Genomic DNA, 22,074 nt, shown 5'->3' with positions numbered 1-22,074 from the left:
GTCCAGGAAGGACGAGGGTTCATTCTGCCAGACGACCCGCCGCGCCCGGAAATCGCCTCCGCTATTGCCGTCGACGCCGATTCAGCGGTGCCCGGTGACCGGATCGGGGGTCTTCACGACCAGGCCACGCAGCACGACCCATTGTGGGTCGGTGAGCGAGTGCGGGTTCACGCGGGGGTCGTGAGCGTAGACGACGAAGTCGGCCGGGGCGCCCTCGTCGATACCGGGGCGGCCGAGCCAGGTGCGGGCGTTCCACGACGCGGCACCGAGAGCCTCGTGGGGTGACAGGCCCGCGCCGGACAGGGCGGTGATCTCGTCGGCGATGCGGCCGTGACGGATGGAGCCGCCCGCGTCGGTGCCCGCGTAGATCGGGACGCCCGCCTCGTGGGCTTTGCCGACGGTGTCGCGAACGCGGCGGTGCAGGTCGCGCATGTGGGCGGCGTAGACCGGGAACTTCGTGGCGCTGTCGGCGATGCCGGGGAAGGTGTCGATATTGATCAGGGTGGGGACCAGGGCTGTGCCGTTGGCCACCATCAGTTCGATGGTGTCGTCGGTGATGCCGGTGCCGTGTTCGAGGCAGTCGATACCCGCGTTGATCAGGCCCGGCAGGGCGTCCTCACCGAACACGTGGGCGGTGACCCTTGCCCCGTTCGCGTGGGCGGCGTCGATGGCCTGCTTCAGGATGTCGTCACTCCACAGCGGGCGCAGGTCGCCGACGGAGCGGTCGATCCAATCCCCCACGATCTTCACCCAGCCGTCACCGAAGCGGGCCTGCTCGGCGACGATCTCGGGCAGGTCGCGCTCGTCGTCGAGTTCGATCCCGAGTTCGCGGATGTAGCGCTTGGGGCGGGCGATGTGACGACCCGCGCGGATGATCCGCGGCAGCTCGGCGTGCTCGTCGATGAAGCGGGTGTCGATCGGCGAGCCCGCGTCGCGCAGGAGCAGCGCCCCCGCGTCGCGTTCGGTCTCGGCCTGCTCGATCGCGCCGTCGCGGGTCTCGTCCCCGCCGCCGTAGCGGATGCCGACATGGCAGTGCGCGTCGACCAGGCCGGGCACGATCCAGCCTGTGCCGCACAGGGTTTCGGCACCGCGCACGGGCTCGAACGTCACGGCGCCGTCGACAACCCAGAGGTCGCGCTCCCGGTCGCCGGGGAGAACTACACCACGCAGATGCACACGAACCTCCAGTCGTCGGCCTGAAACCGAACCTACCTCGCAGGATCGGCGCACGCACACGCTCCGAGGCCCGGCCACCGCGCCAGCACCGGGCGCCGGGTCGGCAGCCTTCGGGCGAGCGGTCAGTCGCCCGAAGGATCGCCGTCGAGAAAGACCCGCACAGCGGTGATCCGCGGCCGGTCCGGGGCGAAGTCGACGAAGGCCACACCGCGCGACGCACCGACCCGCACGCTCACGCTGACCGTGCGCCCCGCGGCGATCATCTTGTCCCACTCGATGTCTCGCGCGCGGTCGGCGAACTCCGTCACCGAGATCGGTCGCCCGGCGGGCAGCTCGCACACCGTCCGCTCATCGAGCAGCGCTCGCACGCCACCAGTGTCGCCGGACGCGACAGCAGCGAAGAGTCTGCCGACGATGCGCTTGCCGGAGCCGCCGATGCCGCGCAGCGCCCGCATCATGCCCATCGCTCCGCCCATGCCGAGCTCGCCCACGAGTTGCGGCCCGAGCTTCGCTCCCGCGAGCAATCCGGACGGGCCGGTGCGCAGCAGACGCGCGACCATCACCCCCAGCTCCCAGTGCGCGGCGAGCCGGGCGATCCGCCAGCCGCCGTCGGTATCGACCAGGTCGTAGCGCAGATGCATCGGCACGGTGACGGTGGCGCCCGTCGACATCGTGGTCTCGATGTGCAGGTCACGCACCACCGCGTAGCCGGCGACAATGTCGCGGTCCACGCGGAAGGCAATGGCGTTCGGCGCGATGAAGACGTTGTAGAAACGCGAGATCGCGTCCGGGCCGATGTGCTCGCGCGAGCCGTACGGGTCGTGTACCGCCGCCTGCTCGGCGAACAGCCCGACCCACGCGGTCTTGTTGTGCGCGGCCACCGCACGCGGTGACGCCCGCACCGCCGCCAGCAGGTCCTCGGCGGTCCGATCCAACGACATGTAGGTCCTCCATAGTCACGCTCCCCCTCCGCGATCCATGATAGAACGTGTTCTAGTTTTGCGTCGGCGATCGTGCTCGGCGCCTGTTGGACAAGAGGATCTCGATGGACTGGTACACCGGGAACACCACCTACGACACCGTGCTGGCCATCGCCTTCGCCTTCGCCGCGTTCGTGATCGTCGGCGGGCTGTTCGCGCAGAGCCCCTACGGCCGCTTCGCGTCGAACAAGGTCGGCTTCAATCTCAACCCCAAGCTGGGCTGGTGGCTGATGGAGCTGCCCGCGACCGTCGTGTTCGCGGTGTTCTATCTCAGCGGCCCCGATCGTTTCGAGCCGGTGCCGCTGGTGCTGGCCGCCATCTGGTTGCTGCACTACGGCAATCGCGGCTGGTTCTTCCCGCTCTCCATCCGGCAGGTGCCGGGTAAGACCAGCAGCTTCAACGTCTCGGTGGTCGCGGCGGGCGTGTTCGTGACGGCCCTGCACGGCTACCTCAACGGCGCGTTCTTCAGCAACGACTACAAGAACCAGTACGGCACCGCCTGGCTCACCGATCCGCGCTTCCTGATCGGACTGGTCGTGTACCTGTGCGGATTCGGGCTGCTGGTGCGATCCGAGGCGATCGTGCGCAATCTGCGGGACAAGAACAACCCCGGCGCCGCCGAGTACCGGGTCCCCCACGGCGCCGGCTTCCGCTTCGTCAGCAGCCCGGCCTACCTCGGCGAACTGATCGCCTGGGCCGGATTCGCCCTGCTCACCTGGTCACTGGCCGGCGTCGCGATCTTCTTGATCACCGCGGGAAACCTGGTGCCGCGCGCCTTCGCCACCCACCGCTGGTACCGCGAGAAGTTCGCCGACTACCCGACCACCCGCAAAGCGCTGATCCCCGGCGTGATCTAGCACGCCGACCAGAACCCGCGACCCTTAGGGAGCGGCGGCCACAAAGTGGCCGGTCCGCGGCCGGGTCGCCGGTCAGGCGCCGGTGCGTAGGCGACGAAGGAGCAAGCACCGGTGCCTGACCGGCGGCCCCTCAGGGCCGCGGACACGCGCGCGCCAGCGCGCCGAAAACTCAGTTCTTGGGGAACTTCAGCTGGGACAGGTCGATCCCCTCCAGGCCGGGCGGCAGCTGATCGAGACCGGGGGGCATGTTCGACAGATCCATGCCCGGCGGCAAGCCCGGCATCCCGGCGGGCATTCCGGGGAACCCGCCGCGCATCTTCGGCTGAGTGGGCCCACGCCCGCCCTTCTTGCCCTTCTTACCGCCCTTTTTGTTGTTGCCGCGGCGAGCTCCCGGCATCCCCATCTGCCGACCCATCATCGCCATCATCTTCTTGGCTTCGAAGAACCGGTCGACGAGCTGGTTGACCTCGGAGACCTGCACCCCGGAACCGTTGGCGATGCGCAGGCGCCGCGAGGCGTTGATGATCTTCGGATTGTCCCGCTCGGCGCGGGTCATGCCCCGGATGATCGCCTGCACCCGGTCGAGCTGCTTGTCGTCGACCGCGGCCAGCGCGTCCTTCATCTGACCGGCGCCCGGCAGCATCCCGAGCAGATTGCCGATCGGGCCCATCTTGCGGATGGCCAGCATCTGATCGAGGAAGTCCTCGAGGGTGAGCTCGCCGCTGCCGATCTTGCGCGCGGTCTCCTCGGCCTGCTCGGCGTCATAGACCTGTTCGGCCTGCTCGATGAGGGTGAGCACATCGCCCATGCCGAGGATGCGCGAGGCCATCCGGTCGGGATGGAAGACGTCGAAGTCCTCGAGCTTCTCACCGGTGGAGGCGAACATGATCGGCGCGCCGGTGACGTTGCGCACCGACAGAGCGGCACCACCGCGGGCGTCACCGTCGAGCTTGGTGAGCACGACACCGGTGAACCCGACGCCGTCGCGGAAGGCCTCGGCGGTGCTCACCGCGTCCTGACCGATCATCGCGTCGAGCACGAACAGCGTCTCGTCGGGCTGCACGGCGTCGCGGATGCCCGCGGCCTGGCGCATCAGCTCGGCGTCGATACCGAGGCGACCGGCGGTATCGACGATGACCACGTCGTACTGCTTGGACTTGGCCTCTTCGATACCGGCCGCGGCGACAGCGACCGGGTCGGCCGCGGTGATCCCGAGCGGGTTCTCACCGCCACCGATGGAGGTGCCGCCGTGCGGGGCGAACACGGGCACGCCCGCGCGCTCACCGACGACCTGCAGCTGGGTGACCGCGCCGGGACGCTGGAGGTCACAGGCCACCAGCAACGGCTGGTGCCCCTGGCCCTTGAGCCATTTGGCCAGCTTGCCCGCGAGCGTGGTCTTACCCGCACCCTGCAGACCGGCCAGCATGATGACCGTCGGCGGGTTCTTGGCGAGATTGAGGCGACGGGTCTCGCCACCGAGGATCGCGACGAGTTCCTCGTTGACGATCTTGACGACCTGCTGCGCGGGATTGAGCGCGCCGGAGACCTCCGCGCCCTTGGCGCGTTCTTTGACGTTGGCGATGAAGCCGCGCACCACGGGCAGCGCGACGTCGGCCTCGAGGAGTGCGAGGCGGATCTCGCGCGCGGTGGCGTCGATGTCGGCCGGTGACAGACGCCCCTTACCGCGCAGATCCTGCAGTGCACCGGTAAGCCGGTCGGACAGGGATTCGAACACCGATCGCGCTCCTGATCTGAAAGGGTCTCAGGTCGTCTGACCGAAGCCGGACGTCTCTTGCCCTCCCAGGGTAATGGAGGTTATTCGGTATGTTGCACGTGCGGTGGCGCCGTGCGGCGCAACTCGTGCGATTCGATGTCCACCAGATACACCGCTTCTCTGCCGGTGAGGCCGAGTTCCCGGGAGAGCGCCTCGATCCGAATCCATTCGGAATCGGCACTGTCGGCGTGGTGGGCGGCGGTCGAGGCGATGGTCATCGCGGCCAACGCCTGCGCACCACTGAGGGTGCGACCCGGCAACCACGAAACCACCCACAGGTCACCACCGACGCACCGCGCGATGTGCGCGGTCGCGTCGCTGGTCATCATCGACGCGGAAACGACTTCGATAGCCACGGATCAGCTCCCCTCGTACGAGCGACAGCCGGACCAGGGGAATGCTATAGGTCCCATCTCGACTTATCGGGCCGCGAGGACGCTGTGTAGCAACCTGATAGCAATCAGTGAGTAAACCGTGTCCTTGCGGTGTCAGCCGGCGTCGGTTGTTTCGGTCGGCGGCGGGGTGGGCGCGGGCCGCGGAACCACGTCCAGGACCGCCTTTTCGATCCGGTCGCGCAGGGCTGGGCTGTCGGTGTCGCCCAGATCGAGGCAGAAGGCGTCGACCACAGCCGAGCCCATCGTGACCACCTTGGCCCACCGGACATTGGCTCCCGTCGCGGCGAACGCACCGGCCAGCCTGCTCAGCAAACCGATCCGGTCGTCGGCGCGCAGCTCCAGGATCACCTGTCCGGGAGTGCTGGTCGGTGACCAGATCAGGCGCGGCGCGGCGCGCGCGTACCGGCCTGGCCCGGTCCCGACAGCGTCGGTTTCGCGTTTGGCCAGCACCGCGGGCAGGTCGAGCGCGCCGGTGGTGGCCCGGATGAGTTCCTGACGCAGCAGACCCGCGTCCGGCGGATCGCCGAATTTCGGCATCACCATGAAGGTATTGATCGCCGATTCCCCCGCACTGCCCAGCGCGGCCGAGAGCACCCGCAACGCGTGCAGTGCGAGGACACCGGCGGCGTCGGAGAGCAGGCCGGGTTCGTCGGGGGCGATCACGGTCACCACGAAGGTGTGCTTGCCGTCACCGGGCGCGAGGGTGACGTGCACGCCGCCCGCCCTGGCCTTGTCCAGAAGCTCCGGGTCGATCGGTTCCGGTTGCGGCAGCGGCTCGCCCGCCATGACCAGCCGGCAGCGGCGCACCAGCTCACCGATCAGCGAGGCCTTCCAATCGCCCCAGACTCCGGGGCCGGTCGCCATCGAGTCGGCTTCGGCGAGCGTGTGCAGCAGTTCGAGCAGGCCGACGTCACCACCCAGCGCGTCGGCGACGTGCTGCACGGTCGCCGGGTCGTCGAGGTCGCGCCGGGTCGCGGTGTCGGGCAGGAGCAGGTGGTGGCGCACGATCGCGCTGAGGGTACGCATATCCGAAGGCCACATTCCGAGCCTGCGGCCGATATGCGTGGCCAGCTCGGCGCCGACGATGCTGTGGTCGCCCTGCCGCCCCTTGCCGATGTCGTGGAGCAGGGCGCCGAGCGCCAGCAGGTCGGGCCGGGCGACCCTGGTGCTCAGGCTGCTCGCGTAGGCGACCGTCTCCATCAGGTGCCGATCGACAGTCCAGGTGTGCATCGCATCGCGCGGCGGCAGATCGCGGACCGCACCCCATTCGGGAAAGAGTCTGCCCCACAATCCGGTTCGATCGAGCGCCTCGACCGCGTCGATGCTGCCGCGACCCGCGCCGAGCAGGACGAGCAGATCGTTGAGCGCGTCCTTGGGCCACGGTTCGCGTAGTTCGGGCGCGTCCTCGGACAACCGGTTGAGCGTGGTCGCCGACATCGGCAACCCGGTCTGCGCCGACGCCGCCGCGACGCGCAGGATCAGCCCGGGATCACGCTGCGGGCGGGCGTCTCTGGCCAGCACCACCTCGCCGGAGTGCTCGACCACCCCCTCATCGAGTGGTCGGCGCACCGGCATGCGGCGCAGTCTGGCCAGGCCGCGCCGCGGTAACGCGTTGGCGGCCGTGCGCAGACCGACGTCGCACGAATAGCTCACCGTACGCGCCGAATCGGTCAATGTCCGGGCGAGATCGAAGCGGTCGCCGATGCGCAGCGCGGCGCCGATCTCGTCGGCGTCCTGGGCGCGCAGCTGATCGCGGGCCCGGCCTGCGACGCGGTGCAGTTCGGTGCGCACGTCGAGGAGCCTGCGGTGGGCCTGTTTCAGGCCGCCGCCGGGGACCTCAGGGCCCAATCCCGGCATGGCGTCGGTCAATTGGGCGATCGAGAGCGCGTCGAGCAGCTGGATATCGCGCAGCCCGCCGCGACCGTTCTTGAGATCGGGTTCGGCGCGATGGGCGATCTCGCCGCTGCGCTGCCAGCGGGCGGTGGTCTGGGCGATCAGATCGTCGAAGCGGGACCGGATACCGGTGCGCCATTCCCGGCGCACGCCGCCGATGAGCAGATTGCTGAGGTCTCGGTCGCCGACGATGTGGCGCGCCTCCAGCAGGCCGAGCGCGGCGATCATGTCGTCGGCGGCCACCCGCAGCGCCTGCGGCACGGTGCGCACGCTGTGGTCGAGCTTGATGTGGGCGTCCCAGAGCGGGTACCAGAGTTGATCGGCGACCTCCGAAACCACCTTGGGGTCGACGTCGTCGTGCAGCAGCACGAGGTCGAGATCGGAGTAGGGCAGCATCTCGCGGCGTCCGAGTCCACCCACCGCGACGAGCGAGAGGCCGCTGTCGGCGGTGATGCCGAGTTCGTTGCCCTTGCTGGTGAGCCACAGTTCGAACAGATCGACCAAGGCCTCGCGCAGCGATTCCGGATCGAGCCGCGGATTGCGGGTGCCCGCTCCGTCGAGCAGTTGCGCCCTGGCCTTGACCAGGTCCGCCGCTCCGTTGTTCTGAATACCACCGTTCCGCTGTGCCACAGCCCACACCACCATTTCATGCGGGCGGCCCCGCCCCGACCGGATCAGTCTTCCCGGTGGGAGCGGGGCCGCCGCTCGATCGATTTATCGTGCGTGCCCTACCGAATTACAGTGCGTCGCTTCCGCGTTCGCCGGTACGGACGCGGATGATGGTGTCCACCGGGGTCACCCACACCTTGCCGTCACCGATCTTGCCGGTGCGCGAGGCTTCGACGATCACCTCGACGACCTTCTCGACCGACGCATCGTCCACGACGACCTCGACCCGGACCTTGGGCACGAAGTCCACCGAATACTCGGCACCGCGGTAAACCTCGGTGTGGCCCTTCTGCCGGCCGTATCCCTGGACTTCGCTGACGGTCATGCCGAGCACGCCTGCCTGTTCCAGCCCGGACTTCACATCTTCGAGCGTGAACGGTTTGACGATTGCCGTAACCAGTTTCATGTTCGTCATGCCTCCTTGACGAGCGTGCGTGCCGTGCCACCCACAGCAGCGAAATCGTAAGCGGTTTCCGCGTGCTCGGACTCATCCAGGCCCGCAGACTCGGATTCTTCGCTGGCGCGCAGGCCGATCGTGAACTTGATCGCGTACGCGATGATGGCCGTGGCGACCAGCGAGTAGGCGAGAACGGCGAAGGCACCGACGGCCTGCAGCTTCAACTGCTCGACCCCACCACCGTAGAACAGTCCATCGACACCTGCGGGAGCTTCGCTGGTAGCGACGAGTCCGACGATCAGCGTGCCGACCAGACCACCGACGAGGTGGACGCCGACGACGTCGAGCGAGTCGTCGAAGCCGAAGCGGAACTTCAGGCCGACGGCCAAGGCGCACAGCGCACCGGAGACGACACCGACAGCCAGGGCGCCGACCACGTTCACCGAGGAACAGGCCGGGGTGATCGCGACCAGACCGGCGACGATGCCCGAGGCAGCACCGAGCGAGGTCGGGTGACCGTCGCGGATCTTCTCCACGAGCAGCCAGGCCATCATGGCGGCGGCGGTGGCGATCGTGGTGGTGAGGAAGGTGGCACCCGCGACACCGTTGGCGCTCAGCGCCGAACCCGCGTTGAAGCCGTACCAGCCGAACCACAGCAGACCGGCGCCGAGCATCACGAACGGCAGGTTGTGCGGGCGGAACGGCGTCTTCGGCCAGCCCTTGCGCTTGCCGAGGATCAGGCAGAGCACCAGACCGGCGGCACCGGCGTTGATGTGGACCGCGGTACCACCGGCGAAGTCGATCGCCTTGAGGTTGTTGGCGATCCAGCCGCCGTTCTCACCGGTGTAGCCGCTGAAGGCGAACACCCAGTGCGCGACGGGGAAGTAGACGACCGTGGCCCAGATTCCGGCAAATACGAGCCACGACCCGAACTTCAAGCGGTCGGCGACCGCGCCCGAGATGAGTGCGACCGTGATGATCGCGAACATGAGCTGGAAGGCGACGAACACCGAGAGCGGGATCGTGCCGAACAGCGGGATGGCGGCGGGGGCCGCGGGGTCGGTAGTCGCTAGATAGTCGCCGCCCAGGACGCCCTTGAGGCCGAAGTACTGGAGCGGGTCACCGACCAGCTTGCCCTTGTCCTCGCCGAACGCCATCGAGAAGCCGTATAGACACCACAGGATGGTGATCAGGCCCATCGCGGAGACGCTCATCATGATCATGTTCAGCACGTTCTTGCCACGGACCATACCGCCGTAGAAGAACGCCAGACCCGGCGTCATCAACAGCACGAGGGCCGCTGACGCCAGCATCCAGGCGGTGTCACCGGCGTCCGGTGCGCCGATCAGTGGAAATGCCACCTTGTGTTCCTCCTCATCTCGGGCCCTGCCGATGACGGCAAAAGGACCTGTACAGAAGGGTCGCCACTCGGTGTTTCATCCGTTGAGCTGTGGTGTTTCACCTGAGTGAACGGATAGCGCTGTTGTGTTGCATCCACGTTTCGCGTGGTTGGCACGAGCCTGTCAGCTCACGGTGAGGTTGGTACGGATGTGCGATTCGCCGCGAGTTCGCGCGGCGATTCCCCACACCACCGCTGTCCGGAAACAGTGATGTCAGCCCAGGAAAACAGCGATGCCCGCCCGATCGCTGGATCGGACGGGCATCGGCGGGACCGTTACGCGGTACCCCCGAGCAGCGCGTCGACGAACGCGCCCGGCTCGAACGGCGCCAGGTCGTCGGCGCCCTCGCCGAGGCCGACGAGTTTCACCGGCACACCGAGTTCGTGCTGCACCTGGAACACGATGCCGCCCTTGGCGGTGCCGTCGAGCTTGGTGAGCACCACGCCGGTGATGTCGACGACGTCGGCGAACACCCGCGCCTGCATCAGGCCGTTCTGGCCGACGGTCGCGTCGAGGACCAACAGCACCTCGTCGACCTCGCCCTTCTTCTCCACGACCCGCTTCACCTTGCCCAGCTCGTCCATCAGGCCGGTCTTGGTGTGCAGGCGGCCCGCGGTGTCGACGAGGACCGCGTCGACACCGCGGTCGATGCCCGCGGTGACCGCGTCGAAGGCGACAGCGGCCGGGTCGGCGGCCTCTTTACCGCGTACGGTCTCGGCGCCCACCCGTTCGCCCCAGGTCTGCAGCTGATCGGCGGCGGCGGCGCGGAAGGTGTCGGCGGCGCCGAGCAGTACCCGGCGGCCGTCGGCGACGAGCACGCGGGCCAGTTTGCCGGTGGTGGTGGTCTTGCCGGTGCCGTTGACGCCGACGACGAGCAGGATCGCGGGCTTGTCGCCGTGCGGAAGGGCGTGGATGGAACGGTCGAGCTCGGGACGCAGCGCCTCGATGAGCACATCACGCAGGGCGGCACGAGCCTGTTCGGGAGTGCGCACGCTGCGCGAGGCCATCTCCTCGCGCAGGCGTTCGACGATCTTGGCGGTGCTCGCGGTGCCGATATCGGCCAGCACCAGGGTGTCTTCGATCTCTTCCCAGGAGTCCTCGTCGAGGTCGCCGCCGCCGAGCAGGCCGAGCAGGCTCTTGCCGACCGCGTTCTGGGAACGGGCCAGGCGACCGCGCAGCCGGACGAGGCGGCCGGTGGTGGGGTCGATCTCGTCGATCGCGGTGGTGGTGGCGCCGACTTCGGCCGGGGTGGTCTCGGCCGGAGCCGGTGCGGGCTCGGTGGTCGGTGCGGCGGGAGCCTCGATCGAGGACGTATCCGCGGGCTCGACTTCGGTAACAACCGGGTCGGACGGCGCGGTCTTCGCGGGGGCCGTGTCCGCGGGCGCGGTCTCGGTGCCGGGCTCGGCCGGTGCGGCCGTGTCGAGGGCGGACGCGTCGTCGGGGACGACCACGGTCTCGTCGACGGCGACATCGCCCTCGGGCAGCGGAACGTCGGTGATCCCGCGGCGCGGGGCGTCGCGCGGGATCGCGGCGTCGTCGCCGACGTGCGGTTGACCGTCGGTGTCGGTGCGTTCAGGGACGGGTTCGGGTTTCGGCACGGTCGCCGTCGAGCCGCCCTGGCTGAAGCTGAATCCACCGGACGCGGTGTAACCACCGGAGCGGTCCGTCAACTCCTTGTCCGGCTCGGGCGGGGCCAGCGAAATCTGGCGTCGCTTGTACAGGACGAAACCCGCGACGAGCGCCACCAACAGGACGGCGGCGATCGCGGCGATCAGGATCCACGCTTGCGAACTCACCCGGCGAGTCTATTCGGGCGGGGAGTTGCCGCACGTCGGCGGCGTCTGCGCGGCAGGTCGGCGAGCCGTAGCCGGGCGCGTCGCGGCGTGGCGGAAATACTACAGATTCGTTGTCCTGCGGAACTTCTGGCGGTTGCCCCATAGGATCGGCGGAGTGACCGATCGAAACGTGCTTGGGGGGCCGCTGGAAGAGTGCGGCACCGATCCTCTCACGGGCTTCTACCGGGACGGCTGCTGCAGCACCGGTCCGGAGGATCTCGGCAGCCACACCGTGTGCACCGTCGTGACGGCGGAATTCCTGGAGCATCAGGCCTCCATCGGCAACGACCTCAGCACCCCGCGCCCAGAGAACAACTTCCCCGGCCTGCAACCGGGCGACCGCTGGTGCGTGGTGGCGGTCCGCTGGTTGCACGCCCACGAGGACGGCGTGGCCGCACCCGTGGTGCTGGCCGCGACCCATGAGAACGCGCTGGAGGTCATCTCCATGGACATCCTGCGCAAATACGCCGTAGACGTCCCCGACGACGTCAGCGACCTGCTGTAAGGGCTCGCGACCCGTTGCGGAGGCGGTGGGCCTTCTGGCGGCAGGCCGGGGAGCAGTAGCGGGCCGGTCGGCCGGTGGCCGGTCTCCGGACGGGCGAGCCGCAGACGACGCAGGGTGCCGAGGTTTCGTTACCTTCCACCGTTTCGTTACGGTCGGCCGCCGGGCGTTCCGTTACGACTGACGGATGGGCGCGCAGGGCGTCGAGGATGAGCGCGACGGCCGGGGCGAGCGGGTCCGCTGCGCGTCGATGTCGTTGGATCGCAACGCATCCGGTGAAGATGTCCAGCACATCGGTGACGACCACGTCGCGCCGGACCGCGCCCTGACGTTGCGCCGAGGCCAGCAGCGCGCCCAGTGCGCGATGGAAGCGGTTGCCCGCCCCGCGTAGCAGGGCACGAGGCCAGCCGTCGTCGGATTGCACCAGGTCACAGAGGTCCTTGTTGCCGGGTGTGGTCACGATGACGTGGGTGCACAGGGCGAAGAAGGCCGCGCCCGGATCCGGATCGGTGAGATGGTCGGCGGCCAGCGCCGCCAGCCGGTCGACGCGCTGTTGCATAACCGCTTCCAGCAGATCGGTTTTCGTGGGGAAATGCCGGTGGACGGTGCCCGCGCCGACACCGGCGCGGCGGGCCACCTCGGCCAGCGAGACGGTGTTGCCGCGTTCGGCGAGCGCACGCTGTGCGGCAGCCAGGATCAGCGCGCGATTGCGGCGCGCGTCGGATCGGATCGCCGGTTCCACGCCGTGCTCGACCGTCATTTCGTTACGCCTTCCCTGCACCGGACCTGGCCAACCGGGTGTACCCACCCGTACCGTCCGGAATACGGGTCGACCGACCCGATTGTAGGCACACGATCGATCACGAAACGGAGCTCCTCCGCAATGACGTCAGCACTTCCCGTTCTGATCACCGGCGCGACAGGCAAGCAGGGTGGCGCGACCGCCCACCGATTGCTCACCGAAGGCCGGCCGGTTCGCGCGTTGGTGCGCGACCCCGGCTCCCCCGCCGCCCGCGCACTGGCCGATGCCGACGCCGAACTGACGGTCGGCGACTTCGACGACGCGGCCTCCCTGCGAGTGGCGGTGACCGGAACCCGAGCCGTATTTCTCGTTCCCCCAGCCGATTACCGCGTCAAGGGCTGGGGTGAGGACACCGAGGCCCGCCGCGGTATCGCCCTGATCGACGCGGCCCGCGCCGCCGGTGTCGAACAGATCGTGTTCACCGGCGTCGCGACCATGGGCGATGCGAAATCATGGGGTCAGCAGGGCAAACGCCGGATCGAAGAGGCGCTGGCTTCGTCGGGTCTGCGCTACACCGTGTTGCGCCCGGTGCGGTTCATGGAGAACTACCTGCTGCACGGCTCCCCTGTCGACGGTATCCGCGACGGCGGCGAACACCCGCACCTGTTCCCCGCCGATCGCCCGCTCCAGATGATCGCGATCGATGACATCGCCGCGTTCGCCGCCCTGGCCTTCGCCGACCCCGCGGGCTGGCACGCCCGCATCCTCGAACTCGCGGGCGACGCCATCACTCCGGTCGACGCGGCCGCCATCATCGGCGCCGCGATCGGCCGCCCCGTCCACTACCGCGAGGTCACCGAGGAGGAAGCCGACGCGATCGGCCCCCAACTCGGCAACACCTGGCGCCTGATCCGCGAGACCGGCGGCTGGCACGCCGACCTGCCCGCCTTGCGCGCGCTGCACCCAGAGTTGACCTCCCTGCGGGATTGGCTTGCCCGCGGCGGCTCTGAGCGGATCATCGACCGGATCGACACCACGGCTCCGGCGACCCGGTTCGGCTGAGACCGTCCAGCCGCGCGAGCACCGACCTCAGGCCGAAGCCGAGACCGGGTCGGGGTCGGGGACCTCGGCTCGGTTCAGCCGCTGGGAGATGACCTGGGTGATGCCGTCGCCGCGCATGCTCACGCCGTAGAGGGCGTCGGCGATCTCCATGGTGGGCTTCTGGTGGGTGATGACGATCAGCTGGCTCTTCTCCCGCAGCTGCTCGAACAGGCCGATGAGACGGCGCAGGTTGGTGTCGTCCAGGGCCGCCTCGACCTCGTCCATCACATAGAACGGGGAGGGGCGAGCGCGGAAGATGGCGACCAGCAACGCGACAGCGGTGAGCGACTTCTCACCGCCGGAGAGCAGCGAGAGGCGCTTCACCTTCTTGCCGGGCGGGCGCGCCTCGACCTCGATGCCCGTGGTGAGCATGTCCGACGGGTCGGTGAGCACCAGCCTGCCCTCGCCGCCGGGGAACAGCTTCCCGAAGACGCCGACGAATTCGCGTTCCACATCGGCGTAGGCCTCGGTGAACACCTGGAGGATCCGGGCGTCGACTTCGGCGACCACGTCGAGCAGGTCTTTGCGCGCGTTCTTGACGTCCTCCAGCTGGGTGGCCAGAAAGGTATAGCGCTCCTCCAAGGCCGCGAACTCCTCCAGCGCAAGGGGATTCACCTTGCCGAGGGTGGTGAGGTCCTTCTCGGCGCGTTTGGCGCGGCGCTCCTGGGTCGGCCGATCGTAGGGCATCGGCTGCGGTGCGCTGACCTGCTCGCCGCGCTCCTTGGCCTCCTCGTACTCGTGCAGCTCCAGCGCCGAGGGCGGCAACGGCACCTCCGGCCCGTATTCGGCGACGAGGTCGGCGAGCGCGATGCCGAATTGTTCGGAGATCGTCGTCTCCAGCTGTTCGATGCGCAGTGCCGCTTGGGCTTTGGCGACTTCGTCGCGGTGCACGGCGTCGGTGAGCTGGGTCAGCTGAGTGTTCAGCGCACGGGCGCGTTCCTTCACCTGTTCCAGCGCGGCCGCGCATTCGCCACGGCGACGGACCAATTCGTCACGCCGTGCCGCGGCGGCGGCCACGACCTGCTCGAGTTCGTTCTTGATCTCGGTACCCGATGCGGCGACGGCCGCGGCGACCGCGGCAGCCTGGCGCCGAGCGGCCTGCGCGCGTTCGGCGCGAGCCCTGGCCTCCCGCTCCCCACGGGCCGCTCTGCGCAGCGAATCCGCTTTGCCGCGAACAGATTCCGCGCGCTCCTCCGAAGTACGCACCGACAGCCGGGCCTCGACCTCCATGGTCCGGGCCTCGGCGAGCGCGGCGGCGGCTTCCTCACGGGCATAGCCGGCGGTCTCGGTGCTCGCGGCGCCGTAGCTGTCGTCGCTGCCGTCGTGTTCGATCTCGGCGTGCCGCAGCCGGTCCTCGAGTTCGGCGAGCGAGGCGAGCGACTTCTCCCGCGCCGCTTCGGCTTCCGCGCGCTGGGTGGCCAGCCGCTCGCCTTCGGTCTGTGCCGCGCGAGCGTTCTGCCCGACCCGGGCGAGCCGGTCGTAGATCGCCAGCAGTGCCTGATCGGATTCGTGCAGCGCCATCAGCGCGTGGTCGGCGGCGTCCTTGCGGTCGGTCTGTTCGGCCAGCGCGCCGGCCAGCGCGGCCTCCAGCTCCTCGGCCCGCCGTTGCGCGGCCGCCAATTCGGCGGTGGCGGTGTCGATATCGGCCTGGACCTCGAGCTGGCTGGGCATCCGTTCCGAACCGCCGACGATCCAGCCCGCACCGGCCAGGTCCCCGTCACGGGTGACCACCCGCAGTTCCGGGCGCAGGGCGACGAGCTCGGTGGCGGTCGCCAGATCGTCGACGACCACCACGTCGGCGGTGAGCGCGGCCAGCGCGGGTCGCACCTGCTCGTCGCCTTCGAGCACGTCGGCGAGCCACTGCGCACCGGCGGGCAACGCGGAACGCTCGGCCGATAACGCCGTGTCGGTGGCGAAGACGAACGCCACCCGGCCACCGTCACCGCTGCGCAATTCCCGCACCGCCGAGTCGGCGGTGGTCGCGGTATCGGCGGTGATGGCATCGGCGAGCGGACCGAGCAGTGCGGCCACAGCGGCCTCGAACCCGGACTGCACGCGTAGCAGGCCCGACAGCCGTCCGCCGAGCCCGCCCACGCCGTGTTCGAGCAGCCAGGCCGCGCCGTCCTTGCGGGCCAGGTTCATGCCGAGCGCTTCGATGCGGGCACCGAGCCGGGCGACCAGCTTGCTCGCCTCCCGGTCGAGTTCCCGCAGTTCCCGCACGCGCTCGTCGGCCAGTTCCTGGGCGGCGACGGCGTGTTCGTGCTGGGCGTCCAGGCCCTTCTCGCCCGCGTCGAGATCGCCGAGTTCGTCCTGCACCGAGTCGTATTCGACCTGCGCGGTCTCACCACGGTGCCGGGCGTCGGCGATGGCCACGGACAGGCGCGCGATCTCGGCGTCCACGGACTGGGCACGGGTGCGCAAGGTGTCGACCTGGCCGGACAGCCGGGCCAGCCCCTCCCGCCGGTCGGCGATCGCGCGCACGGCCGCCAGGTGCGCCTGCTCGGCCGCCTTGGCGGCGTGTTCCCGCTCGGCGAGGGCTTCGCGGGCGGCTTCGAGGGTCTCGGTGGCCATCTCCACCGCGTACCGCAGTTCGGCCTCTTCGGCTTCGATCCGGTCGGCCTCGGCCTCGAGTTGGTCCGGGTCGCGTCCGGTGCCGACCGGCGCCTCGGTGTGCAGGTGCCGGGCCCGGTCGCTGGCGATGCGGATGGTGGCGTTGACCCGTTCGGTCAGCGCCGAGAGCTGGAACCAGGTCTGCGCGGCGGCCTCGGCGCTGGGACTCAGCCGCGACAGCTGGAACTCCTGCTGTGCCAGTGCGGCGTTGGCGGCGTCGAGTTCGGTCTGCACGTTGATCTGCTGTTCGCGGGCGTAGGCCTCTTTGCTGAGCTGGGATTCCAGCTCGCCGCGGCGGGTGACCAGGTCGTCGGCGGCCAGTCGCAACCGGGCGTCGCGCAGGTCGGCCTGCACGGTCTGCGCGCGGCGGGCGACCTCGGCCTGGCGGCTGAGCGGCTTGAGCTGGCGGCGAAGTTCGGTGGTGAGGTCGGTGAGCCGGGCGAGGTTGGCCTGCATCGCGTCGAGCTTGCGGACCGCCTTCTCCTTGCGCCTGCGGTGCTTGAGCACTCCCGCGGCCTCTTCGACGAACGCGCGCCGATCCTCCGGCCGCGATTCCAGGATCGCCGACAGCCTGCCCTGACCCACGATGACGTGCATCTCGCGCCCGATACCGGAGTCCGACAGCAGTTCCTGCACATCCATCAGCCGGCACGTGCTGCCGTTGATCTCGTACTCGCCCGCGCCGTCGCGGAACATCCGCCGGGTGATCGACACCTCGGCGTAGTCGATGGGCAGCGCGCCGTCGGAGTTGTCGATGGTCAGTGTCACCTCGGCGCGCCCGAGCGGAGCCCGCCCGACCGTCCCGGCGAAGATGACGTCCTGCATCTTCCCGCCCCGCAACGCTTTGGCACCCTGCTCGCCCATCACCCAGGACAGCGCGTCCACGACATTGGATTTGCCGGACCCGTTCGGCCCGACTACGCAGGTGATGCCCGGTTCGAAGCGCAACGTGGTCGCAGACGCGAAGGACTTGAACCCCTTCAACGTCAGGCTCTTCAAATGCAAGAGAACTCGTCCGCCTCTCCGCGAATCAGGCCAGACCTAGGTGCGTGCGGGCATCGCACGCGGCCAGCGGTGATGGGGGTGACTCGGGCAGCCGGTTCCCGACGAGTTACCCATGTGCTCGCGAAAGCCTAGCGGACGTAGCGGCAAGTTTGCGGTCAGTGCGGATTGATGTGCTTCATCTGCTTCTGAAGTTGACGCAAGTGGGTCTGGGTACCGGGAGTCGCTTCCCAGCCGGTGATCACGCGGAAGACCAGGACCGCGCCCCACGGGCCGATCACCCACATCGGCCAGAAGTAGGTGAGCTCGCCCGCGGTCAAGGAGATCAGACCCCAGATGACCAGCACGATCACGCTGACGCCGAGCCAACTGCCCGCCTCGATGCGCTGCCAGATCGGGAACCGTGTACCGGGCTTGCGTTCGACCGGTACGTCCGCTTGCTGCTGTTTCGTCAGCGCGGGCAGGTCGGACAGGACGACGGCGAGTTCGTCGCGCGTGGTGGTCGCGTAGACCTTGGCCACGCGCAGATCGTATTCGCCCAGGTCGAGCCTGCCGTCGGCCAGATGTGTGCCCAGCTGGGCGACGATCGCGTTGCGTTCGGCGTCGGACGCGCGCGTACCCGGGGTGATATCCATGCCGACGTCCTCTCGGTCACATCCACGGTGGAGTGCTGGTTTCCAGCGTCCACCCTCCACAGTGCGATGTCAACCGATCACCCTCGTTCAGAGAATGGCGAAGGCCACCACGAGACCCAGCGCGAAGTGCGCGGCGGCGACGACGAGAACCTCGGGGGTGTAGGTCTCGGCGTGCAGCGTGCGGCCGATGTCGATGCCGGTGACCTTCTCGATCACCCGTACCGAGATCACCTGCGCGATGATGCCGACCAGGCCGTAGATGATCGCCGCGATCAGACCTTCCGACAGCTTGCCGCTGCCGCCGGTGGCCAGCACCGCGAACACGACGATGAACGCCATGCTGATCATCCCGGCCGCCGAGACGATGATCGCGTTCGGCTTACCCGCCACCACCAGGTCGCGCAGCTTGCCGGGCGTGGTCAGGTCGATGGCGAAGAAGCCGATCAGCATGAGGGCGAGGCCGATCAGGCAGTACAGGATGATGGCGCCGACGCCTTCACCGAGCGCACTCCAATAACCCGATTCCAGGGCGAGGGCGGTCATCGTGGTCCTTTCGAACAATGTTGTGAGGTCAGGTGTCAGTCGACGATGCGGTGCGGCACGAACGCGGCGCCGTCATCGGTGATCAGGCCGGCGGTCTCCCGAATGCCCAGCCCCGCCGCGGTGTCACCCACGACCCAGGCGCCGAGCACCGGGCGCATCCCGTCGAATTCCGGTAGCGGATCGAGCAATTGGTAGACGAAACCCTCGGCGCCGTAGACGCCGCCGGTCGCGGTCTCCATGCCGGGACCGACGATGGTCATGTTCGCGCCCTCGCGGCCGAGCTTGGGTTTGCGAATGTATTCGGTGAGCTCGTGCGGGTTGTCCAGGTAGGCGGGCAACAGATTGGGATGACCGGGATACATCTCCCACAGGATCGCCAGGATCGCCTTGTTGCTCAGCAATGTGGTCCACAGCGGTTCGATCCACGCGGTCGCGGGCAGGCTGCCGACCACGCGCTTGCCGAAGTCGTCGTCGAGGATCCACTCCCACGGATACAGCTTGAAGATCGCCTCGATCGGCGCCTCGGCCAGATCGACGAACCGGTTCAGCTCGGTGTCGAAACCGACTTCCTCGATCGGCAGCGCGACCGTGTCGAACCCGGCTTCGGCCGCCGTCTCCTGCATGTAGGCGGTGGTGACGTTGTCCTCGCCGGTCGCGTCGGCGCCCGACCAGGTGAAGTGCAGTTCGGTACCGGGCAGCACGCCGCGCAGTTCGGTCCAGCGCTCCACCAGTTTCTCGTGCAGCGAATTCCATTGGTCGCCACCGGGATACACCTGCTGCAACCAGTGCCACTGGATGATCGCGGCCTCCAGCAGCGAGGTGGGGGTGTCGGCGTTGTATTCCAGCAGCTTGGCCGGGCGGCGCGCGTCGTAGCGCAGGTCGAAGCGGCCGTACACGTAAGGGTCACTGCGACGCCATGATTCGGCGATCGGGCCCCACGTCCATTCCGGCAGACCGAAATCGGCGAAGCGCTCGGTGAGGACCACGTGCTCGACGGCGTGCAGACACATCGATTGCAGCAGTTCCACATCGGCTTCCAGCGCGAGGATCTCGTCCATCGAGAACTCGTAGTGCACCGACTCGTCCCAGTACGGGCGCGGCTGACCGCTGGCATCGCGCCCCGGCGCGCCGTAGACGAGGCCCTGCTTCTCCACGATCTGCTGCCAGTCCTGGCGTGGTGTGCTCTTGGTGCGCCGCATCTACGACCCACTCCCCCCGGTCGACTTGCTGCCGAGTCCGCCGCGTTGCACCGTGGTGCCGCTCTTGGTCGTGATCTGGGCATTGCGCGGTTTCACCGAGGTGCCGCCCGTGGGTGGCTTGCCGATCGTCGGTGTGCCGCCGTAGTGGTAGCGGTACTGCGGCCAGCCCAGAATCAGCAGTCCGGCGCCGTGACCGCCGGAGCCCTCACTGCGGAAATTGGTCTTGCCGTCGCCGCAGTTGTCGTCGGGGACAACGACTTCCTGCCCGTTCTGGTCGATCTGCACGCACGAGGCCGTGACCTGGTCGGGTGCGGTGATCGCCCGGTAGGCGAGGTAACCGCCACCGACCAGCGCGGCGACGCCCACGATGGCGACACCGCCGATCATCACGCGTTTACGGTTGCGCCGCTTCTCCTCGGCCGCCGCGACCGCTGCCCGCTCGGCCTCTTCGGCCTGCCTGCGGGCCTTGTCCCTGGCGCGCGCCTCACCGACAGTGGGCGGACGCGGCTGGGTGACGCCGGGTTCCTGCCGTGACATCCGGCCGGGTTGCGGTTGGCCGACAGGATGCCCGCCCCCGCCGAACACGGGGTCCGCTGGCGTCGCACCGGCATTCGGATCGGACGGTGCCGAACCCGGGTCCGGCGGGGTCCAGCCCGCGCCGGAGTCGGGCGGGGTCCACGGCGATCTCTCGGGCTCGCCGTTCGAGGGTTGTTCCGGTCGATCGGGCGGACCAGGGTTCTGTGTGCTCACCGCTGCCGCCCCCTAGCCCCCGAAGTCACCACTAGCGCTCCTCGAATCCCGTCATGTCGCCCCGCACGGGCTCCCAGCTTTCCACAACCAGGTCTACCCGCCCAGGAGCACGCCCGGACAGACCATGTGTCACGTGCCCGACAGCGTGCGAGCTCTCGGGCGCTTCGCCGGACCGTAGCAGTTCCAGCAATTTCTCGCCCGCCGTTCGTGGCCCTTCGGCGACAACGTGGACGCGGCCGTCGCTGTGGTTGCGCGCGTAGCCGACCAGGCCGAGTTCCAGTGCGCGCGACCGCGTCCACCACCGGAATCCCACGCCCTGCACGTACCCGTGCACCCACGCGCTCAGCCGAACCGGCTCCTCGCTCATGCGTCGATGTTGAAGGTCAGCGTCACCTTCGTGCCCGCTTTGAGCGTGCGGCCCACGGTGCACACCTTGTCGACAGCACGCTGCACGGTGACCAGTAGTCGTTCGCGGGCGGCCTCGTCGAGTTCGGACAGGTCGAGTTCGAGGACCTCGTCGAGCTGCGGGTAGAGCTCGTTCTCGCGGTCGGCATCGCCCGAGACGCGGATGGTGGCGTCGAACTCGTCGCCGAGGCGACGCGACAACGGCAAATCGGAGCTGAGCCCGGTGCAGCCCGCGAGCGCGATCTTCAGCAACTCACCCGGGGTGAAGGCGCCCGGCACGCCCTGGGAGGCGATCAACACCTCGGCGCCACGGTTGCTGCGCCCGGTGTAGGCGCGGGTTCCGGTGCGCTCGACCCACAGTTCGGTGGGGGCGTTGGTCACGGGTGCGATCTGCTCAGCCATGCCTTGATCCTGCCATTCGCTCGACGACGATCCACGCCTGGGAACGTCCACGCCACTCCCGGCATTCCGGTCACGTGACCGGGCGCACGCTCATTCCTGGAAGCGGTACCCCATCCCCGCCTCGGTGAGCAGATGGCGCGGGTTGGCCGGATCGTCTTCGAGTTTGCGCCGCAACTGCGCGAGGTAGACCCGCAGGTAATGGGTCTCGGTGGCATAGGCCGGACCCCACACCTCGCGCAGTAGTTCCTTGCGCCCCACCAGTTTTCCGCGATTGCGCACCAGCATCTCGAGCATCCCCCACTCGGTGGGCGTCAGGTGCACCGGCACACCCTGCTTGGTGACCTTCTTGGCGACGAGGTCGACGGTGAACGAGTCGGTGACCACGATCGGGTCGCCCGCATCGGTCGCGCTGGCACCACGACGCACCGCCGCGCGCAGCCGGGCCAGCAGTTCGTCCATCCCGAACGGCTTGGTCACGTAGTCGTCGGCGCCGGCGTCGAGCGCCTCGACCTTGTCGGCCGAATCGGTGCGCGCCGACAGCACGAGCACCGGTGCGGGCGACCACCCACGCAGTCCGGCCAGCACCTCGATCCCGTCCATGTCGGGCAGACCGAGGTCGAGAATGACGACGTCGGGGTGCTTTTCGGCCGCCACCCGTAAGGCGGCGGCGCCGTTTCCCGCGGTCAGGACCTCGTACCCGCGCACCGACAAATTGATCCGCAAGGCGCGGACGATCTGTGGCTCGTCATCGACGACGAGCACTTTGACCGGGGGATGCGCTGCCCCGCCTCCCCGCGTCTTCGGATC

Annotated in this window: 20 protein-coding genes; 3 read left to right on the top strand and 17 right to left on the bottom strand. The window is 68.8% G+C overall.

Annotated elements, in window-relative coordinates; translation table 11 throughout:
* Nucleotides 1-81 precede the first annotated feature (81 nt).
* On the bottom strand, nt 82-1,176 hold the full coding sequence (locus ACWDXS_RS22645; protein WP_378992179.1) for an amidohydrolase family protein: 1,095 nt from the start codon (nt 1,174-1,176) through the stop codon (nt 82-84).
* A 122-nt stretch (nt 1,177-1,298) separates the two neighbouring features.
* Nucleotides 1,299-2,117 carry a nuclear transport factor 2 family protein gene (locus tag ACWDXS_RS22640; protein WP_449968392.1) on the bottom strand — a complete coding sequence of 273 codons (819 nt, stop codon included), beginning with the start codon at nt 2,115-2,117 and terminating at the stop codon, nt 1,299-1,301.
* Nucleotides 2,118-2,221: 104 nt separating this feature from the next.
* Between ACWDXS_RS22640 and ACWDXS_RS22635 the strand changes: the two genes are divergently transcribed.
* Complete coding sequence (locus tag ACWDXS_RS22635) at nt 2,222-3,013, top strand: phosphatidylethanolamine N-methyltransferase family domain-containing protein (RefSeq protein ID WP_378992176.1); 792 nt, start codon at nt 2,222-2,224, stop codon at nt 3,011-3,013.
* 169 nt (nt 3,014-3,182) lie between these two features.
* On the opposite strand, the gene ffh is transcribed toward ACWDXS_RS22635, so the two are convergent.
* From ffh to ftsY, 6 genes are all read right to left on the bottom strand, one after another.
* On the bottom strand, nt 3,183-4,748 hold the full coding sequence (gene ffh / locus ACWDXS_RS22630; protein WP_449968389.1) for a signal recognition particle protein: 1,566 nt from the start codon (nt 4,746-4,748) through the stop codon (nt 3,183-3,185).
* Nucleotides 4,749-4,828: 80 nt separating this feature from the next.
* Nucleotides 4,829-5,143: a hypothetical protein gene (locus tag ACWDXS_RS22625; protein ID WP_378992174.1), complete on the bottom strand. Its 315-nt coding sequence runs from the start codon at nt 5,141-5,143 to the stop codon at nt 4,829-4,831.
* Between the two features lie 132 nt (nt 5,144-5,275).
* Nucleotides 5,276-7,720 carry a [protein-PII] uridylyltransferase gene (locus tag ACWDXS_RS22620; RefSeq protein ID WP_449968385.1) on the bottom strand — a complete coding sequence of 815 codons (2,445 nt, stop codon included), beginning with the start codon at nt 7,718-7,720 and terminating at the stop codon, nt 5,276-5,278.
* A 91-nt stretch (nt 7,721-7,811) separates the two neighbouring features.
* Nucleotides 7,812-8,150 carry a P-II family nitrogen regulator gene (locus ACWDXS_RS22615; RefSeq protein WP_067449485.1) on the bottom strand — a complete coding sequence of 113 codons (339 nt, stop codon included), beginning with the start codon at nt 8,148-8,150 and terminating at the stop codon, nt 7,812-7,814.
* A gap of 5 nt (nt 8,151-8,155) precedes the next feature.
* On the bottom strand, nt 8,156-9,502 hold the full coding sequence (locus ACWDXS_RS22610) for an ammonium transporter (protein WP_378992171.1): 1,347 nt from the start codon (nt 9,500-9,502) through the stop codon (nt 8,156-8,158).
* Nucleotides 9,503-9,816: 314 nt separating this feature from the next.
* Entirely contained in the window at nt 9,817-11,337 is a 1,521-nt protein-coding gene (gene ftsY, locus ACWDXS_RS22605) for a signal recognition particle-docking protein FtsY (RefSeq protein ID WP_449968382.1), read from the bottom strand.
* A gap of 154 nt (nt 11,338-11,491) precedes the next feature.
* On the opposite strand from ftsY, the gene ACWDXS_RS22600 reads away from it, so the two are divergent.
* The gene (locus tag ACWDXS_RS22600) at nt 11,492-11,881 is read left to right on the top strand and encodes a DUF2237 family protein (protein ID WP_019048221.1); all 390 of its coding nucleotides are present in this window, start codon (nt 11,492-11,494) and stop codon (nt 11,879-11,881) included.
* Here the strand turns inward: ACWDXS_RS22600 and ACWDXS_RS22595 are convergent.
* Nucleotides 11,865-12,638, bottom strand: a complete 774-nt coding sequence (locus ACWDXS_RS22595) for a TetR/AcrR family transcriptional regulator (RefSeq protein ID WP_449968379.1) — start codon at nt 12,636-12,638, stop codon at nt 11,865-11,867. The genes ACWDXS_RS22600 and ACWDXS_RS22595 overlap by 17 nt on opposite strands.
* Before the next feature lie 123 nt (nt 12,639-12,761).
* Here ACWDXS_RS22595 and ACWDXS_RS22590 point away from each other — a divergent pair, with 123 nt between their 5' ends.
* Nucleotides 12,762-13,682 carry an NmrA family NAD(P)-binding protein gene (locus tag ACWDXS_RS22590; RefSeq protein WP_449968376.1) on the top strand — a complete coding sequence of 307 codons (921 nt, stop codon included), beginning with the start codon at nt 12,762-12,764 and terminating at the stop codon, nt 13,680-13,682.
* Nucleotides 13,683-13,709: 27 nt separating this feature from the next.
* Here the strand turns inward: ACWDXS_RS22590 and smc are convergent, their stop codons facing one another.
* From smc to ACWDXS_RS22550, 8 genes are all read right to left on the bottom strand, one after another.
* On the bottom strand, nt 13,710-17,336 hold the full coding sequence (gene smc / locus ACWDXS_RS22585) for a chromosome segregation protein SMC (protein WP_449968374.1): 3,627 nt from the start codon (nt 17,334-17,336) through the stop codon (nt 13,710-13,712).
* Nucleotides 17,337-17,491: 155 nt separating this feature from the next.
* Nucleotides 17,492-17,968, bottom strand: coding sequence for a DUF1707 SHOCT-like domain-containing protein (locus ACWDXS_RS22580; RefSeq protein WP_378992161.1), 477 nt, complete (start codon nt 17,966-17,968; stop codon nt 17,492-17,494).
* An 87-nt stretch (nt 17,969-18,055) separates the two neighbouring features.
* Complete coding sequence (locus tag ACWDXS_RS22575) at nt 18,056-18,511, bottom strand: DUF350 domain-containing protein (protein WP_062986928.1); 456 nt, start codon at nt 18,509-18,511, stop codon at nt 18,056-18,058.
* A 35-nt stretch (nt 18,512-18,546) separates the two neighbouring features.
* A complete protein-coding gene (locus ACWDXS_RS22570) occupies nt 18,547-19,710 on the bottom strand; it encodes a glutathionylspermidine synthase family protein (RefSeq protein ID WP_378992159.1) in 1,164 nt (387 codons plus the stop codon).
* Nucleotides 19,711-20,247 (bottom strand): hypothetical protein, encoded by a 537-nt coding sequence (locus ACWDXS_RS22565; RefSeq protein ID WP_449968369.1) that lies wholly within the window; start codon nt 20,245-20,247, stop codon nt 19,711-19,713.
* Nucleotides 20,248-20,491: 244 nt separating this feature from the next.
* Nucleotides 20,492-20,827 carry an acylphosphatase gene (locus tag ACWDXS_RS22560; RefSeq protein WP_378992157.1) on the bottom strand — a complete coding sequence of 112 codons (336 nt, stop codon included), beginning with the start codon at nt 20,825-20,827 and terminating at the stop codon, nt 20,492-20,494.
* Entirely contained in the window at nt 20,824-21,267 is a 444-nt protein-coding gene (locus ACWDXS_RS22555; protein WP_378992155.1) for an OsmC family protein, read from the bottom strand. Before ACWDXS_RS22555 ends, ACWDXS_RS22560 begins: the two co-directional genes overlap by 4 nt.
* Before the next feature lie 90 nt (nt 21,268-21,357).
* Nucleotides 21,358-22,029, bottom strand: a complete 672-nt coding sequence (locus tag ACWDXS_RS22550; RefSeq protein WP_378992399.1) for a response regulator — start codon at nt 22,027-22,029, stop codon at nt 21,358-21,360.
* Nucleotides 22,030-22,074 lie beyond the last annotated feature (45 nt).

The sequence above is a fragment of the Nocardia sp. NPDC003183 genome, assembly GCF_053590715.1.
The sequence above is the reverse complement of the archived record's forward strand: the minus strand, read 5'-3'. Positions and strand labels throughout refer to the sequence as shown.

What these genes read in the sequence shown, in the direction of transcription:
- ACWDXS_RS22570 (WP_378992159.1), bottom strand. Translation starts at nt 19,710, where the DNA reads ATGCGGCGCACCAAGAGCACACCACGCCAGGACTGGCAGCAGATCGTG.
- ACWDXS_RS22565 (WP_449968369.1), bottom strand. Translation starts at nt 20,247, where the DNA reads ATGTCACGGCAGGAACCCGGCGTCACCCAGCCGCGTCCGCCCACTGTC.
- ACWDXS_RS22580 (WP_378992161.1), bottom strand. Translation starts at nt 17,968, where the DNA reads ATGGATATCACCCCGGGTACGCGCGCGTCCGACGCCGAACGCAACGCG.
- ACWDXS_RS22575 (WP_062986928.1), bottom strand. Translation starts at nt 18,511, where the DNA reads ATGACCGCCCTCGCCCTGGAATCGGGTTATTGGAGTGCGCTCGGTGAA.
- ACWDXS_RS22620 (WP_449968385.1), bottom strand. Translation starts at nt 7,720, where the DNA reads ATGGTGGTGTGGGCTGTGGCACAGCGGAACGGTGGTATTCAGAACAAC.
- ACWDXS_RS22635 (WP_378992176.1), top strand. Translation starts at nt 2,222, where the DNA reads ATGGACTGGTACACCGGGAACACCACCTACGACACCGTGCTGGCCATC.
- ACWDXS_RS22590 (WP_449968376.1), top strand. Translation starts at nt 12,762, where the DNA reads ATGACGTCAGCACTTCCCGTTCTGATCACCGGCGCGACAGGCAAGCAG.
- ACWDXS_RS22555 (WP_378992155.1), bottom strand. Translation starts at nt 21,267, where the DNA reads ATGGCTGAGCAGATCGCACCCGTGACCAACGCCCCCACCGAACTGTGG.
- ACWDXS_RS22615 (WP_067449485.1), bottom strand. Translation starts at nt 8,150, where the DNA reads ATGAAACTGGTTACGGCAATCGTCAAACCGTTCACGCTCGAAGATGTG.
- ACWDXS_RS22595 (WP_449968379.1), bottom strand. Translation starts at nt 12,638, where the DNA reads ATGACGGTCGAGCACGGCGTGGAACCGGCGATCCGATCCGACGCGCGC.
- ACWDXS_RS22640 (WP_449968392.1), bottom strand. Translation starts at nt 2,117, where the DNA reads ATGTCGTTGGATCGGACCGCCGAGGACCTGCTGGCGGCGGTGCGGGCG.
- ACWDXS_RS22560 (WP_378992157.1), bottom strand. Translation starts at nt 20,827, where the DNA reads ATGAGCGAGGAGCCGGTTCGGCTGAGCGCGTGGGTGCACGGGTACGTG.